Annotated in this window: 16 protein-coding genes; 5 read left to right on the top strand and 11 right to left on the bottom strand. The window is 34.2% G+C overall.

Annotation, left to right across the window (positions count from 1 at the left end; all coding sequences use genetic code 11):
* Positions 1-25: 25 nt before the first annotated feature.
* From KHA87_RS02790 to KHA87_RS02780, 3 genes are all read right to left on the bottom strand, one after another.
* Positions 26-538, bottom strand: a complete 513-nt coding sequence (locus KHA87_RS02790; protein WP_213092584.1) for a hypothetical protein — start codon at positions 536-538, stop codon at positions 26-28.
* Positions 539-723: 185 nt separating this feature from the next.
* Positions 724-1,185, bottom strand: a complete 462-nt coding sequence (locus tag KHA87_RS02785) for a DinB family protein (protein ID WP_213092583.1) — start codon at positions 1,183-1,185, stop codon at positions 724-726.
* A 182-nt stretch (positions 1,186-1,367) separates the two neighbouring features.
* A complete protein-coding gene (locus tag KHA87_RS02780; RefSeq protein WP_249310082.1) occupies positions 1,368-3,065 on the bottom strand; it encodes a M3 family oligoendopeptidase in 1,698 nt (565 codons plus the stop codon).
* A 133-nt stretch (positions 3,066-3,198) separates the two neighbouring features.
* On the opposite strand from KHA87_RS02780, the gene KHA87_RS02775 reads away from it, so the two are divergent.
* The 4 genes from KHA87_RS02775 (at position 3,199) to KHA87_RS02760 (ending at position 6,381) form a co-directional block, all read left to right on the top strand.
* Positions 3,199-4,089 carry an ArsR family transcriptional regulator gene (locus tag KHA87_RS02775; RefSeq protein WP_213092582.1) on the top strand — a complete coding sequence of 297 codons (891 nt, stop codon included), beginning with the start codon at positions 3,199-3,201 and terminating at the stop codon, positions 4,087-4,089.
* Positions 4,090-4,381: 292 nt separating this feature from the next.
* Positions 4,382-4,876 (top strand): DinB family protein, encoded by a 495-nt coding sequence (locus KHA87_RS02770; RefSeq protein ID WP_213092581.1) that lies wholly within the window; start codon positions 4,382-4,384, stop codon positions 4,874-4,876.
* 417 nt (positions 4,877-5,293) lie between these two features.
* Positions 5,294-6,112 carry an MBL fold metallo-hydrolase gene (locus KHA87_RS02765; RefSeq protein ID WP_249310080.1) on the top strand — a complete coding sequence of 273 codons (819 nt, stop codon included), beginning with the start codon at positions 5,294-5,296 and terminating at the stop codon, positions 6,110-6,112.
* A 110-nt stretch (positions 6,113-6,222) separates the two neighbouring features.
* Positions 6,223-6,381, top strand: coding sequence for a hypothetical protein (locus KHA87_RS02760; RefSeq protein WP_213092580.1), 159 nt, complete (start codon positions 6,223-6,225; stop codon positions 6,379-6,381).
* Between the two features lie 162 nt (positions 6,382-6,543).
* Here the strand turns inward: KHA87_RS02760 and KHA87_RS02755 are convergent, their stop codons facing one another.
* From KHA87_RS02755 to KHA87_RS02745, 3 genes are all read right to left on the bottom strand, one after another.
* Positions 6,544-7,350 (bottom strand): putative protein N(5)-glutamine methyltransferase, encoded by an 807-nt coding sequence (locus tag KHA87_RS02755; protein WP_249310078.1) that lies wholly within the window; start codon positions 7,348-7,350, stop codon positions 6,544-6,546.
* Positions 7,351-7,727: 377 nt separating this feature from the next.
* Entirely contained in the window at positions 7,728-8,318 is a 591-nt protein-coding gene (locus KHA87_RS02750) for a YdeI/OmpD-associated family protein (RefSeq protein WP_249310076.1), read from the bottom strand.
* A 37-nt stretch (positions 8,319-8,355) separates the two neighbouring features.
* The gene (locus KHA87_RS02745) at positions 8,356-9,264 is read right to left on the bottom strand and encodes a serine hydrolase domain-containing protein (RefSeq protein ID WP_213092577.1); all 909 of its coding nucleotides are present in this window, start codon (positions 9,262-9,264) and stop codon (positions 8,356-8,358) included.
* 238 nt (positions 9,265-9,502) lie between these two features.
* Between KHA87_RS02745 and KHA87_RS02740 the strand changes: the two genes are divergently transcribed.
* On the top strand, positions 9,503-10,021 hold the full coding sequence (locus tag KHA87_RS02740) for an ECF transporter S component (protein ID WP_213092576.1): 519 nt from the start codon (positions 9,503-9,505) through the stop codon (positions 10,019-10,021).
* A gap of 297 nt (positions 10,022-10,318) precedes the next feature.
* Here KHA87_RS02740 and KHA87_RS02735 read toward each other — a convergent pair whose 3' ends face one another.
* From KHA87_RS02735 to KHA87_RS02715, 5 genes are all read right to left on the bottom strand, one after another.
* Positions 10,319-10,855 carry a GNAT family N-acetyltransferase gene (locus tag KHA87_RS02735; RefSeq protein ID WP_213092575.1) on the bottom strand — a complete coding sequence of 179 codons (537 nt, stop codon included), beginning with the start codon at positions 10,853-10,855 and terminating at the stop codon, positions 10,319-10,321.
* A 294-nt stretch (positions 10,856-11,149) separates the two neighbouring features.
* The gene (locus KHA87_RS02730; protein ID WP_213092574.1) at positions 11,150-11,938 is read right to left on the bottom strand and encodes a Cof-type HAD-IIB family hydrolase; all 789 of its coding nucleotides are present in this window, start codon (positions 11,936-11,938) and stop codon (positions 11,150-11,152) included.
* Between the two features lie 289 nt (positions 11,939-12,227).
* Positions 12,228-12,467 carry a hypothetical protein gene (locus KHA87_RS02725; protein WP_213092573.1) on the bottom strand — a complete coding sequence of 80 codons (240 nt, stop codon included), beginning with the start codon at positions 12,465-12,467 and terminating at the stop codon, positions 12,228-12,230.
* 166 nt (positions 12,468-12,633) lie between these two features.
* On the bottom strand, positions 12,634-13,080 hold the full coding sequence (locus KHA87_RS02720; protein ID WP_249310289.1) for a PaaI family thioesterase: 447 nt from the start codon (positions 13,078-13,080) through the stop codon (positions 12,634-12,636).
* A 76-nt stretch (positions 13,081-13,156) separates the two neighbouring features.
* Entirely contained in the window at positions 13,157-13,984 is an 828-nt protein-coding gene (locus KHA87_RS02715; RefSeq protein ID WP_213092571.1) for an SPL family radical SAM protein, read from the bottom strand.
* Positions 13,985-14,139: the final 155 nt, after the last annotated feature.

Here is a 14,139-nt window from a genome sequence, read left to right as displayed (position 1 = left end):
TGACTGAAAAATAGAGAAATATTGTTTAGTTGCCTACCTTTATTTTATACTTTGCTTGTGCCAAAGCCTCTACTTCGCCATTCGGATCCAAGCCTGCAAACTGGACGGCAGTAACCGTATGAGTTCCCGGTGTTAAATCATCATCTTTAATAGTAATCGGGGTTTTTCCCTCTTTTCCAAAAGACTCTGTTGAAACAAACACTCCATCCACATAAATAAAGGTTAGATTCGTAGCGTCGAAATCGTAGTAATCTAAGGTAATTGGCTTTTCCTTAGTAGTTTTTAAAATATTAAAGATTGGAACCTTTCCAATTACAGCCCCATCAACAGTATTAATAACTTCTAAATCTACAGTACCTTTTTGTTTAATATCCGCAGGAAAAGGGTACTTGCTCTTTTTCTTTGGTTTATTTTGAGCAGTATCATTTTCTACTTTTTCAGAACTTGAGGTTTTCTTTTCGACACTCTCATGTTTAGAACAACCTATCATACTCAGAATAATAAATATAGAGAGGAAAACTAATATACTTTTTCTCATTGGAATCATCCTTTCAATCAAGTTAGGGGCTGCAAATACAACTTGTGTAAATCAAACCTATTAATCTCAAAATTAGCAAAAAATTCTTTCAATAACATAATAATATATTGAATGCCTGTCTTCTATCAAGCATTTATGACAAAATACCTATTTTATTATTTACATTCTACTCACATACTTTCAAGCTATTGAAGCCTTCTTCCAATAAAATTGGATGGAACAGGCTCCAATTTTAATTCCCTTGACCAAATAGAAAGTTGTCCAATATGATGGATTTCATGTGCAATGATATGATGCAAAATCTCATCCGCAGTGTACTTTTCTTTATCCCAAGCCACACTCACCAATTCATCGTTTAAAAGATTGAAGCTTGTTTTAAAAAAATCAATAGTTTCCTTTCTTAGTTCATCTGATAGCATTTTTACCCTCTCGAGAGTATCATAATCACAGAAATGAAATACTATATCTTCTTTTCCTTGTATCCCTCGAACCCAGCTATATTCTACTTCGGTAATGTGAAAAAGGGTGTATAAAATACTTTCTACACCGCCAATTCGTTTTTTATTTAACTCCTCTGCTGTTAGCTGCTTGCACCAGTCAAACCATTCGTCTCTTATCTGCCAATTATACTCAAAGAATTCTCTCATGATAAAGTCTCCCAATTTTTTTAGAATCCTATACTAATATTAGTTTCCTAGCGATTAAATTCCTCTTTTTCACCCAAAAGAAAAAAAGCCTGAATGAATCAAGCTTTTCTAAATGAATCAAATGTAACTTTACCAACCAAACTTATCTCAATACCTTCTAACCTGGTAGTTTAACAAATCAATTAAAACTTTTGGTCATCAAACTGTGTTACCCATCGATCCACATAATCGATAATATAATGTAAGCTTCCTTCTTCAAATGGAGACAGCAGCCGAGCTCGGTTAACAATCTCGACAAGTGATTCACTGCCTCCCACCTGACAAATCTTTAAAAAATCATTCCAACCTTCTACACGGTTTTCATTGTATCGAATCCATAACTGTACCGCACAATTATGTGCCAAATCATAATCAATGAAATAAAACGGTGTTTCGAACAAATGGCTAATTTGATAGAAGCTTCCTCCACCCTCTAAAAATTCATTTCCATCGTAATCCTTTTCAGGCATATAGATTCGTTCCATTTCTCTCCATTTTACTTTCCTTTCCTCTTTCGTTGCAGAAGGATTATCGTAAAGATAATGCTGAAATTCATCAATCGCATTCGCCCAAGGCATAAGGATAAATGCTTCTATTAAATGACTAAATCTATACTTTTCTGCGTCCTCACCAAAAAACAATTCCATCCATGGCCAAACCAGGCGCTCCATCGTAAATGAATGAATTTCTGCTGCATCATAGGTTGGAGAAATGTATTCAGGAATTGGTGTATTCCTACTCATGTAAAATTGAAATGCATGACCAGCTTCATGTGCTAGAACTCTCGCATCATTTGCTGTTCCAACTAAGTTTGCAAAAATAAATGGTGCTTTTTCCGTCCCTATAAAAGTGGCAAATGCACCACCCCTTTTACCCTTTTTGCTGATAAGATCCATATTCCCGCTGGAAACCATGTAGTCAAAGAATTCCTTTGTTTCCGAAGATAGCTCCGAAAACATTTGTAATGCCTTCTTTATCACTTGATCCGTATCCCCTAATAGCTTAGGAGCACCTGTTTTGAAATACACTCGTTCATCATAAAACTTCAGTTTTTCCACTCCGATTCTTACCCTTTGTTTTTCACGAAGCTTCGAAATGAAAGGAACCCCGTATTGTTTCACTTGGTTTCGGTAGACCTTGACATCTTCAGGAGAATAATTAGAACGTCCCAATCTGTCATAACCAAGTTGAGTAAACGACTTATACCCTAGTTTTCTTGCAATCTTTGTTCTGACTTTAATAAGCTCGTCAAGAATGTCATCAAATTCCTCTTCATGATCAGCATAATACGAAAAAATAGATTCATAAGCTTTTTTTCGCACGCCTCTATCTTCTGAAATAGTAAAGCGACTTAATTGAACAGGAGTCATTTTCTCACTGTTAAATTCCGCTTCTGCTTTTGCTAACAAAGAAAAATAGCTGCCAATAAGTTGTTTTTCTAGTTGAAGTTCTTTCGATACTTCGTCAGTGTAAATTTTAACCTTTAATTCTGCCAGCTTAAAGATTTGTGTACCCCAGCGATTTTCTAATTGTTCTCTAAAAGAGGCGTTAAGGATAGCATGATAATACTTGGTCACAAAAGCTTGGTAGATAGGGGTTATTTGGTCAAAAAAGGCTTGTTCTTCTTTATATTCTTCATCATTTAAATTAATCATATGTCGCAAATACGCTAACTGCTCCATCGCTTCAAACTCATTTCGCAGTTGATTTAGCATTAAAAACAGATTATTTTGCTCTTCAAATGTGCTCGCTTGATGGAATCGCTTTAATAATCGATCAAACTTTTGTTTAAAATCTTCCATATTTGGCCTAGCATACTTCATCTCCATTTTCATTTCCATTTTTGCCGCTCCCCTCTTTTTAAAACCTATTATGTAAAGAAATTTTCCAATATTTTATTTAGTTCAATAGTAGTTGAACAAAGAATCGAATTCAATATTTGTTATAATAAAATTTGAAAGGAGTTCATTAAATATGACAAAAATTCGAACTATTGCTTCACCTATATACGAAATACTATTGAGTTTTTCACTCTATAAACGGCAAACTCATCTTAAATATCTTGGAATAACAAAAAATTGGTATAAAGAAACAAGATACACTATATCTGAAAAACTGCATTCCAGAATCATGTCTTTAAATGATTTATCATTCGAGGATTTTTCGGTTCATTTAATTGATAAATTTTCAAATAAAGGAGCTTTCTCGGATTATATTCAGTGGGTGTCCAATTTATCAGCTGGCGAGCTATATGAAATGTTAATCCCATACGCTAAAAATAACCATGACCTACCACATGATTTAAATGCGAGGAAGGAAGAATATACCGAATTATTGAGTATGTGGTATGAGGAATATTATAAGAATTTGGAAAGAGAAATTGACCCCATTTTAAAACAAAATGTAGAGAAGCTGAATCAGCACAGTTTGCAGACCAACCCTATTCGTGAAATATGTAAAATAAGCCGAGGCTTTCAGATAGAAGAAATTATAAGGGAAGAGGTTCTGTTATTTCCTTCATGGCATATGAGACCAATATCTTTAATAGATATATTTAACAAACGCATTGTTATTACATTTCCTTGTTCACCGGACAATAAATATGAGGATATTATCATTAAAACAAAAGCCTTATCCGATGAAACGAGACTAAGAATACTCGACTATCTTAAAGATACGAGCAAGTCGTTTCCGCAAATCGTTGATTACATGAATATGACGAAAGGGAATATTCACCATCATCTACTTATACTTCGTTCAGCAGGGCTGCTTGAAATCTCTTTTAAAAAAGATCTAGACAGTTTTATATACAAATATAGAAATGAGGCAGCATTAGAATTAGTGAATGATTTAAATAACCTTTAAAAATAAATATGGCTTCTATGTAGGTAATAAAATGAAAAATAATGATAATAAACAATAAAACACTTATGAGTTTAAACATGTAAGTGTTTTTTCCATTACATAAACATAAGTTCCTATTCTGTAATTTTATTCATTTATCAGAATTTTATAGTAAAATAAAAGTGGGAATCTATTCTCTTCTCAATAAACTAAAGGGGGATGATAACTATGATAAAAAATAATACAAGAAGAAGTTTTTCAAAGCGGGACATTCCAAAACCGTCATAAATCTTGTTAAAAATGGAGGAATTTAATGGGCGCTACTAAGAAAGATTTGTTAATGGATCAATTAGCCGCATGCAAAAATGACTTAAGCTGGTTTCCAACATTTCAAGATTCAATTGAAGGACTTACAGCGTACGAAGCAACCTGGCAAAAGCATGAATCAAGTCATTCAATATGGAAAATAGTTACACATCTCACATTTTGGAACGAAAAATGGTTAAAACGATTTATGGATAAAGAATCATTCGAAAGTACTGCAAATAATTCTTTAACATTTGAGGGTCCCAATCAAACAATTACTGAAAAACAATGGAATAATGTCGTAAGTAAACTGGATTCAGTTTACACGGATTGGCTAAAGGCACTAAAGGAATCACCCGAAAGTAAATTAGATGAGGTAATTGCAAATTACCCTGGAGAATGTCCATGGTGGGGGGCTGTTTCAAATTTATGCACACATAACGCCTACCATATTGGTCAGATTGTATATATACGAAAACAAGAAAGAAACTGGCAAGAATAAAGGATAACTAAATCTGCTCAATGCTAATTAAAAAGGTTTTCGCAAAAGCTGCACAGCCACTTGGTATCTTGGCTGTGCTTCTATGTCTTAAATTGCCCCCAGATTAGAAATGATTAAAATTACAAATTCATCTCATTTCTTAACCTTTTTATTGAGGATGAAAATTTTCTAAAGAACCGTTTCCTTACATCTTCAGCTGGTGAATTCTTGTTTAGTTAAAAATGCAATTTCATCATCATGAATATGGTTACTGTTTTCCTGTTTCTTGCTAAAGCTGTTTCGTTAAGATCTATTACCATTGGAAGTAGTTCATTGATAGCTCCAGCTTCTCCAATCCTTGATTTTGCATTATCATTTAAGTCTAGAGAAAATGAAAAGGGACAATAAAAAAATATGTAATACAAAAGGAGAAGAACCTTGATTATTTATGAAGATTCCCATACTACCGTATTTCAGAGTGCCCTGGTTTTAACGAACTCCACTGTAATAGAAACAGATGATTTAGTGCTAGTGATAGATCCTGCTTGGCTTCCAAATGAGGTAGAACAGATAAAGCAAGAAGTAGATAGAAGACAAAAAGGCAGACCTGTATATTTGCTATTTACTCATTCTCATTTCGATCATGTGCTTGGCTATGGAGCTTTTCCTGAAGCTAAAACAATTGGAAGTGTCGGAACAAAAAAGCATCCTGAAAAGGCGAACATTTTGAACAAAATCAAAATGTTTGATGATGAGTTATATCTTCATCGAAATTATGGTATCCATTATCCCAATATTGATTATGCGATAGAAGAGGATGGGCAAACACTTTCTATTGGCAAAACAAAACTTACCTTCTATCAAGCACAAGGACATTCATCAGACGGATTTTTTACTTTAATCGATAGCTTAGGCGTATTTATTGCTGGGGATCATCTATCAGATGTGGAATTTCCTTTTATTGAGGATAGTAAGGAATATGAAAGGACATTAGAAAAAGCAGAATGGATTTTACAGCATCACCCTGTTCAATTATTGATTCCTGGTCATGGTTCTCCGACTAAAAAGATGGATGAAATCATTAGAAGACAAAAGGGAGATTTGGAATATATACGGACAATTCGAAATGTAGTTTTGGGCATTGAAGAAAACATTAAACTAGATCAATATATTCATCGATATGAATTTGTTGATGGTATCCGCGGATATCACAAGAAAAATATAGAAGTAATAAAAAAAGAATTAGGTTTACTATAAATACCTTGACGATGTTTGTGAAATAATAACTCTTAGAAGGCGAGATATTAAGTTCTTTCCTTCAGAAATGCCAGAAAACTGAGTAAAACAAAAACTGGAGGAGAACTTGGATGCAACAGGAAAATCAAGCTAATCAGAATGTAGGGTCTATGATGAAGCCAGAACTTTCAGGAACTGATGCACAGAAGGTAAAACAAGAGATTCAAAAGGATGTAAATGAAGGACAAGGTGCGATGACTTCCCGTGAGGCAGGGGCAATGCGCGATTAAAAAACCACATTGAGTGGTTTTTTCTTTACACCTTTTGATGGTACTAAATCATTTTTTAGCCGGAGAAATTATGGAGGACAGAGGAGCCGCTATTTTTAAAAATACACCTTTTTTTAGGACTTAATCGATTTGGATAAAAAAAGAGCCTCTGCTCTCTAATACTCAGCTTTGCCCTCGAATCATACTATAAAAATGCGGATTAGTTCCAATAACTACAGTAGCATCCAGTTCAGCGTCTCTAACTACTTCAGTGGCAAAGCCAGCATGAACAAAGATTTCAAAAGTTTGTGTTGCCTGCATTTCACTCGTCTCAATCAATAAGTGTCCTCCCGGTGCGAGCCAAAATGGTGCTTCTTCTACTACCTTACTTAGTATATTCAGCCCATCATCCCCGCCGTCCAAGGCTAAATTCGGTTCATAAAGACGTGCCTCTGTTGGAAGCAGGTCTATTGCTTTAGTAGGAACATAGGGTACATTTGCAACTAAAATATTTATATAGCCTTTAATCGGTTGTGGCAAAGCCTTATATAAGTCACCTTCAAAAACCTGTCCCCCAAATCTCGCCATGTTTCGTCTTGCACATCGTATTGCAATTGGGTCAATGTCAGAACAATACAGAGAAAGATCATCTAGAGCTGCTGCAAGTGCTGCCCCTATAGCCCCTGAACCACAACAAAGGTCAACGACGACATCACCTGAACCAGCTAGCTCTTTTGCATGGCGAACAAGAAATTCGGTGCGCTGTCTAGGAACAAAAACCCCTCGTTCTACTGCAATTCGAAGTCCACAAAAATGTGCCCATCCAATTACATATTCCAGCGGCAGACCACCTACCCGCTTCTCGACTTTTCTTATAAGGTCCTCTAAAGAATATGCCTCTGAAATTAGTAATTGAGCTTCATCCTCTGCGAAAACACAACCGGCATTGCGAAGCTTGTTGACTATTGTATTTTCCGTATGGTTATCCAAAAAGAAACGTATCTTTTTATCTATTACTATCACCCTTTTCATATAGTAATTAAATTATTCGATAAAAAATACGGATATCCTTTATCAACAAGCCTGAACTTTATCATTAATGTTCTACCATAAACGTGCAAGTAAGCTTTATCACTCTCACTTTTAAAGACAAAAAAATGTACCCTTTAACATAAAATTAAAGGATACACTTATATGGCCGTTTTTTATTTATGGCTACTGATAATAAATTTTAGAAACTGTTTTTATACTTTAGAGATTGTTTATTGTTTGATTCCACTTCAAAATTATTCTTGAGTATCCTGCCATCAAAAAAGGAGTTCAAATGATTGCAAATTAAAAAAGCATCTTAAACTTCATATAATGTCCTAATCATTTAATCCCTTTCCCTCTAGGATATGCTGCATGTATTTTTCTACCCTTGACTCTCGAGTCTTAGATTGTTTAGCCTGAGTAAAATAATGAAGATATGCCCTTTGCCGTCCTGGTGTCAATGCTTCAAAAGCAGCTTTTAAGGCTGGGATTTCATTTAGCTTAATTTGAAATTCTTCGGGAATTATGTATTCTTCCGTCTTCTTAAAATTCACTTCCAAACCGGATTTTTCCACTTCAATGGCTTCATAAATATATTCTTTCAAAATAGTTTCTAATTCGATTATTTCATGCACACTGGTAAATCGAATTTGGCGAGCCGCCTGTACATTCTCCGTTTGTTGGATTAGAATACCGCGGGGATCCTTCAGTAAGACACCTTTGTTAAATAAAAGTGCACAATATTCTTTAAATCCATGAATTAAAACGATGTTTTTATTCTCAAAAGTGTAACAAGGATGCATCCACTTAAATTCTTCTGCCAACTCACAGTCCAGAACAATACTTCTCAACTTTTCATACTCTTTCTTCCACTTTTTCGATTTACTTATAAATTCATCCACCTTAGGATTCAGTTGACTTGTCAATAGGAACACCTCGCTTCAATTTTAAATCAGTAGACTATTACAGGCTTCTTAAAAACTTTTGGAAAAATTGCTTAGGTAATGATTGGTCATTATTCTGAAGTTGACTTTTTACGACGGCTACTATTTCTAGCTTTGGAACAATAAAAATATATTGTCCAAACAATCCATTAGCATAATAATAATCAGTGTAATTTTTTGAATCATTACTTTCATATGTCCATAGTTGAAAGCCATACCCATATGTACCAAACTCAGATATTTCAACTTGTTTATACGGTCGCTGTGACTGCTCCAACCATTTCGATGAAATTATTTGTTTGGAAGAAAATTTCCCATCATTTAAAAGCATCTGTCCAACCTTCATCATATCTTCTATACTAAGTGAGATACTAAATCCACCACCATAAATTCCTTGGGGGTCCTTCACCCACAAATATTTCTTTATACCCAATGGTCCAAATAAATATTTTTCTGCAAATGTTGCTGCTGGCTCTCCAGAAACTTTATGAATAATAGCACTCAGTAAATGAGAATCCCCTGAATTATATTGAAAGGTTGAACCAGGTTTATGTAATATCGGTTGTTCCAGAATAACCTTAACCCAATTTTTTGCTCCTTGAAATGAAGTCGCTTGGAAGCCTGACGTCATAGTAAGCAAATGAAATATAGTAATTTCACGTTTCGATGTTTCATTGGAATTTTTTAATTCTGGGAAAAAGCAATGAATTGGCTGATGAATATCTTGAATTAAACCTTTATCCACCGATATCCCGATTAATAAAGATACAATACTCTTAGTAACGGAGTAAATCTTAGTTGGCTTTTCTTTAATTTTCTTATTCTTAAGGTATTCAAAAAGCCGTTCATTCCCCTTATTTATAATAAAGCCCTCAATTTTGACACTTTTAAGCTTCTTTTCCAAATCAGTAAAATCAATTACTTTCAAATTATTTATCCTCCCGATACCACTTTGCTCGTTTCACATCCTACCATAACGATATAAATATATCACAAATATTATTTTTATTTTATAATCCCTGTACATCTTAAATTTATAAAGAAATCAAATCCTAAAAACACAAGAGCTTATACTGTAGATCTTGTTTATATCTATGGTTCTATGCGATCTATTTATCAGTTTCCGATAATATGATATTATTTTTAAAAAAAGAAGAGGTCATCATATGAAATCAACAGCACTACCAACTAAAACAAAAACTATAGTTATCAATGCACTTTTCATAGCATTAACCTTAGTTGCCACAATGTTCATCGACATAAGGCTACCTATAATGGGTAACGGAGGGCTAATCCATTTGGGGAACGTGCCTCTTTTTATAGCTGCCTTAGTTTATGGTAAAAAAACAGGAGCAATCGCCGGTGCCTTCGGAATGGGTCTCTTCGATATCATTTCAGGCTGGGCAATATGGTCACCATTTACATTTATCATCGTTGGTACAATGGGCTTCGTAGTTGGACTAATATCCGAAAAAGTTCCCGGAAATAGATATCTTGTTAACACGCTTGCCGTTGCAATTGCGCTTATAATAAAAATTGTTGGCTACTATTTTACAGAAGTGATCCTATATGGTAACTGGATACAGCCATTCGGCTCTATCCCAGGAAATGTTATGCAGGTCGTGCTTGCAGGTATCATTGTAGTACCTCTTGCAGGAAGGATAAAGAAACAAATAACAAAATAACAAGTCATGATTGTTATTATAAATTTATCTGTAATTAATTAGTAGAAGAGGAGTTTCTTTCTTCAAGATATTTCACTTGGAGAGAGAATTTCCTCTTTTTTTATAAATGAGTTAAATGGATTATCATTTTAATAATAAATTCTTTACTAACCTGCGGTCTCTACAAAAATACAATTAATCTATGACTAAACAGCCATCAATCTATTAGTTTAATAATTTTCAGCAATATGAACAATTTTTTGAATAACCAAATCAACTTCATCATTAGAATCGTTTGTAAATAATATACCTATCGAGCTATTCTATTCTTACAGTTCCATTATAATCAGAATTAGACAGAAGACCGTTAGGACTTATTCGACTCATTATTATCTCATCGACAAATGTACCGTGAGCTTTTAAACTGCCTTTCTTTTTTCCTTCGACTGAAAACCCAAACTTTTCATACAGTGCCTGTGCTCCAGGATTTGTTACTAAAACTCCAAGTTCTACCCTTTCAAGCATTAGCCAATTATCTGCTAGATCTAGTATTTTAGTTAGTAATGCCTTCCCAATGCCTTTTTTATGATATTGACTGTCGACACCAATAAATATATCCCCTGAATGAGACCTTCTGCCTTGTCCCTGAGTTAACCCAACAAATCCAACGACGTTTCCATCAAGTTCCGCAACATATTCATATTGGTTATGGTTCAAGCTACGTATTCTATTTTCCATAGCCTCCAGTCTCATGCTGGGGAGAAAAACCATATACTCTAGAACTGCTTCCTGTGTACAAATGCGATGAATTACCTCAGCATCCTTTATCTGTACAGCCCGTATACTAACTTCCATCACAATACTCCTTTTCATCAGAAAGTAAAATCTTATTTAATAGAGTTCGTTTCTCTCTTTAATACTCCTGCACAGCAGAGTAATAACCTCAAGTTGATACTTTTTATACAAAAAAAATAGAGATAAGAGTTTTTTACACTCTTACTCTATAGAAAATTCCATTACCGTAAAGGAGGCATGATAAAATAATAATAAATAAAAACTATCACCTTAAGAATGAGTAATTTTTTTCAAGGCCGATACTACTTTACGATGAAAACGATCTCTTGGCACTATTACACTAACCCGTTCAGACTAAATCAAGTTATAATGTTCTAACGCATGTAGTATTCCATCATTATCTACATCATCTGTGATGTAGTCCGCAGCTTTTTTCACCATCTCCTCCGCGTTGCCCATGGCAACTCCAAGACTCACAAATTCCAGCATTTCTATATCGTTTTCCCCATCTCCAAATGCCATTGTATGCTCCAGGGGAATTTGATAATAGTCCAAAACTCTTTTTATTCCTTCCATTTTACTTCCCGTTTCAGGAATAATATCAATTGCATAGTCGTTCCAACGTGTTGCCTTTGAATGTTTAAGGACACTAAGAGGATAAGTTTTCGCTTTTTCGCTATCAACATAAGGAATTATTTGATAAATTGAATTTTCCAGAGCACGTTGAATGTCCGTAACAGTAGGTAAGGATGAATGAATCGCATTTTGTGCCTCTATTACTTCCTGGTTGATCATATTAATATACATCCTATCCTTTTCTACAAACATACATGGATAAGGATTGGATTCAATTTGATGGATAATATTTTTTACATCTTCCTTGTTAATTTCGTTTTGGTAGATTACTTCTCTTTTGTTAAAACAATACTGTCCATTTAACGTAATATACCCATCAAAATAATGATCAAGACCTTCCAACAAATGCTCTTTCTCAATTTCTAACACGTGTCTTCCAGTTGCGATAAAAAGGTATATACCCTTTTCACGGAGTTTTTCCAATGCTAACTTAGTAGAATCAGGACATATCTTTTTCGTGCTTGAAATGATAGTACCATCAATGTCAAAAAAAATAGCTTGAATCATTATTAATCTCCCATTTCTAGAATTTCATTTTTATATTTTCATCATAGTAAAGTAAAACGACAAAATGGTTTTACTAAACCTTCTTTGATTAATCACGGTCTAAAGAACAATATATCATTTTTATTTATTTTTGAATAATAAAAGGAAAATACCAATTAAATACAAAAAAGGATGTTAAAGGAACTAACACCCCTGTCACAAATTTATGTTCAAAAAAAGAAGCCTTGCTCCTTAAAGATATGCTGTTTATATTAACAATTATTTTTGTTGATCTACGAGTTCAATCAGATTATTCTTTAAAATAAAACCCAATATCCTCTCTATTGGCACCATACCATTTTTCAGCTATTTCCTCAGAAGTCAATGTACATAAATCTTTTATAAAATTCCATTCCAACTCATTTTCAGGATAAGAATTTAAACTTACCATTGTTTCTTGAAGTGTTTGCTTTTTTTGATGAAGTGCAGTCATGGATGCTTGGATAAGTGCCTTTCCTAATGACTGTTGATTGAGTTCTTCTATTTTCACTTTTTTCCCCCTGTTCATGGTAAAAGAATTCAATAATAATATTAGAAGCTCCTTTTCTTGATTCGCACAACTGGCACTTTCTGAAGTGAAGTATGATTAGATCATTATTGGTGATTTTGATGAAAATCAAAATTAACCCTTTCAATGAAGGTAAGTACCCTTAAACTTAATCATCAAGTTCAATAAAGTATTGATCCTTTCGATAAGAAACTGCGTCCATTGTTGCTATCATATTTCCCCCATGATAAATGTCGATTCGATAAAATCCTGTGCGAAAATTTCGTTTCAATTCTGTTGCACGGGCTATTATTTTGTCACCTGGTTTAGCTGCTTCGATAAACTGAATAGTTGTCGAGAGTCCAACAGAAGTCTTTCCATATGCATTACAGGCTACCGAAAATACATGATCAGCTAAAGCATAAATTACTGCTCCATGAACAGTTCCAAATGTATTTACCATATATTCTTGTACTTCTAAGATAGCTTCTGCATATCCCGCCTCAAATTTTGTTAACTGAATGCCTAACGATTGGGCATAAGGATCGTTCCTTACTTGCTGAAAAATTTGCTCATAGTGGTTTTCATATATTTGATACTCATCTATTTTTTTCATCACTATTTATTCCCCCTTTATTTTTTCCCCTTTCCCTCTCCACCAAGATAAATGGAGTTAGAACACTAGATCTTACTCAATTGGGAAAAGCTTCTTGTTTAGAAACTCTAATCATCTCACTTGGAAAATGTTTTTGAAAATATTTTTCCACTGCTACATGAATATCTTTCCGATACCAATCCGATAAACCATGTTCTGCAAATAGTTTTGGCATCCCTAATCTCTCCGAACGTTTCCCATTCTGGCCATCTCCAATACTTAAGGTATCGATCCAAATATGGTTTACGATGCCTTTTAATACTTTCGGGAATTCAGGAGTAAATGGCAAAACCGGGGATATCGATGCCTGTGTTGATATACCAGCATCATGAATTTCTTTTAAGGCTTTTAGCCGGATTTTAATCCCTGGTGCATATGGAGCAAATAATTGCTTCATATCTTCTCTATCTGTTTCAACTGTCATGGAAACCAAAACTTCACATTTATCTTTTAATTCTAGTAATAAATCAATATCCCTTGTGATGAGGGGACTTCTTGTTTGTAATTGAAGAAAATCAGGAGGATTATTGATCATTTCTTCTAATATTCCACGTGTTATGGCTGCCTTACGTTCTATTGGTTGGTAAGGATCTGTTGCAGAGGACATAAATATATTTACCGTCTTATTCTTTTCACGAAGCTTTTTTATTTCCATCCGGTAATTTTCCGCAGCATTTGTTTTTATGTCCAACCATTCTCCCCAAGGGATTTCTTTAAATCTCTGAATCGGCATTTCTCTTACATAACAGTACTTACATGAAAATGCACAACCACTGTAGGGATTCAATGAATGTGTAAAGCCTACATCTAAATATCCTTTGGCTTCGGTAAGGATCTTTTTTGCAAGTGTTTCTTTTAATTCCATTTTTATATACTTCGCTCCCCTCTAATGGATAGCAAAACAGTAAAGAAATCGTAAACCCAGTAAAAACATTTATATTTAATAAATTATCATAATTTAAGGGATAATGAACACTTAGTAAATTGGATCATTCAGGCACTTTTTAAAATAATTCAGGC

Origin of the sequence: Bacillus sp. FJAT-49736 (genome assembly GCF_018343615.1) — a bacterium.
GTDB lineage: Bacteria > Bacillota > Bacilli > Bacillales > Bacillaceae_C > Margalitia.
Note: the sequence above shows the minus strand (reverse complement) of the source record. Positions and strands in the feature narration are given on the sequence as shown.

What these genes read in the sequence shown, in the direction of transcription:
- KHA87_RS02770 (WP_213092581.1), top strand. Translation starts at nt 4,382, where the DNA reads ATGGGCGCTACTAAGAAAGATTTGTTAATGGATCAATTAGCCGCATGC.
- KHA87_RS02780 (WP_249310082.1), bottom strand. Translation starts at nt 3,065, where the DNA reads ATGGAAATGAAAATGGAGATGAAGTATGCTAGGCCAAATATGGAAGAT.
- KHA87_RS02730 (WP_213092574.1), bottom strand. Translation starts at nt 11,938, where the DNA reads ATGATTCAAGCTATTTTTTTTGACATTGATGGTACTATCATTTCAAGC.
- KHA87_RS02735 (WP_213092575.1), bottom strand. Translation starts at nt 10,855, where the DNA reads ATGGAAGTTAGTATACGGGCTGTACAGATAAAGGATGCTGAGGTAATT.
- KHA87_RS02740 (WP_213092576.1), top strand. Translation starts at nt 9,503, where the DNA reads ATGAAATCAACAGCACTACCAACTAAAACAAAAACTATAGTTATCAAT.
- KHA87_RS02720 (WP_249310289.1), bottom strand. Translation starts at nt 13,080, where the DNA reads ATGAAAAAAATAGATGAGTATCAAATATATGAAAACCACTATGAGCAA.
- KHA87_RS02790 (WP_213092584.1), bottom strand. Translation starts at nt 538, where the DNA reads ATGAGAAAAAGTATATTAGTTTTCCTCTCTATATTTATTATTCTGAGT.
- KHA87_RS02715 (WP_213092571.1), bottom strand. Translation starts at nt 13,984, where the DNA reads ATGGAATTAAAAGAAACACTTGCAAAAAAGATCCTTACCGAAGCCAAA.
- KHA87_RS02785 (WP_213092583.1), bottom strand. Translation starts at nt 1,185, where the DNA reads ATGAGAGAATTCTTTGAGTATAATTGGCAGATAAGAGACGAATGGTTT.
- KHA87_RS02760 (WP_213092580.1), top strand. Translation starts at nt 6,223, where the DNA reads ATGCAACAGGAAAATCAAGCTAATCAGAATGTAGGGTCTATGATGAAG.
- KHA87_RS02775 (WP_213092582.1), top strand. Translation starts at nt 3,199, where the DNA reads ATGACAAAAATTCGAACTATTGCTTCACCTATATACGAAATACTATTG.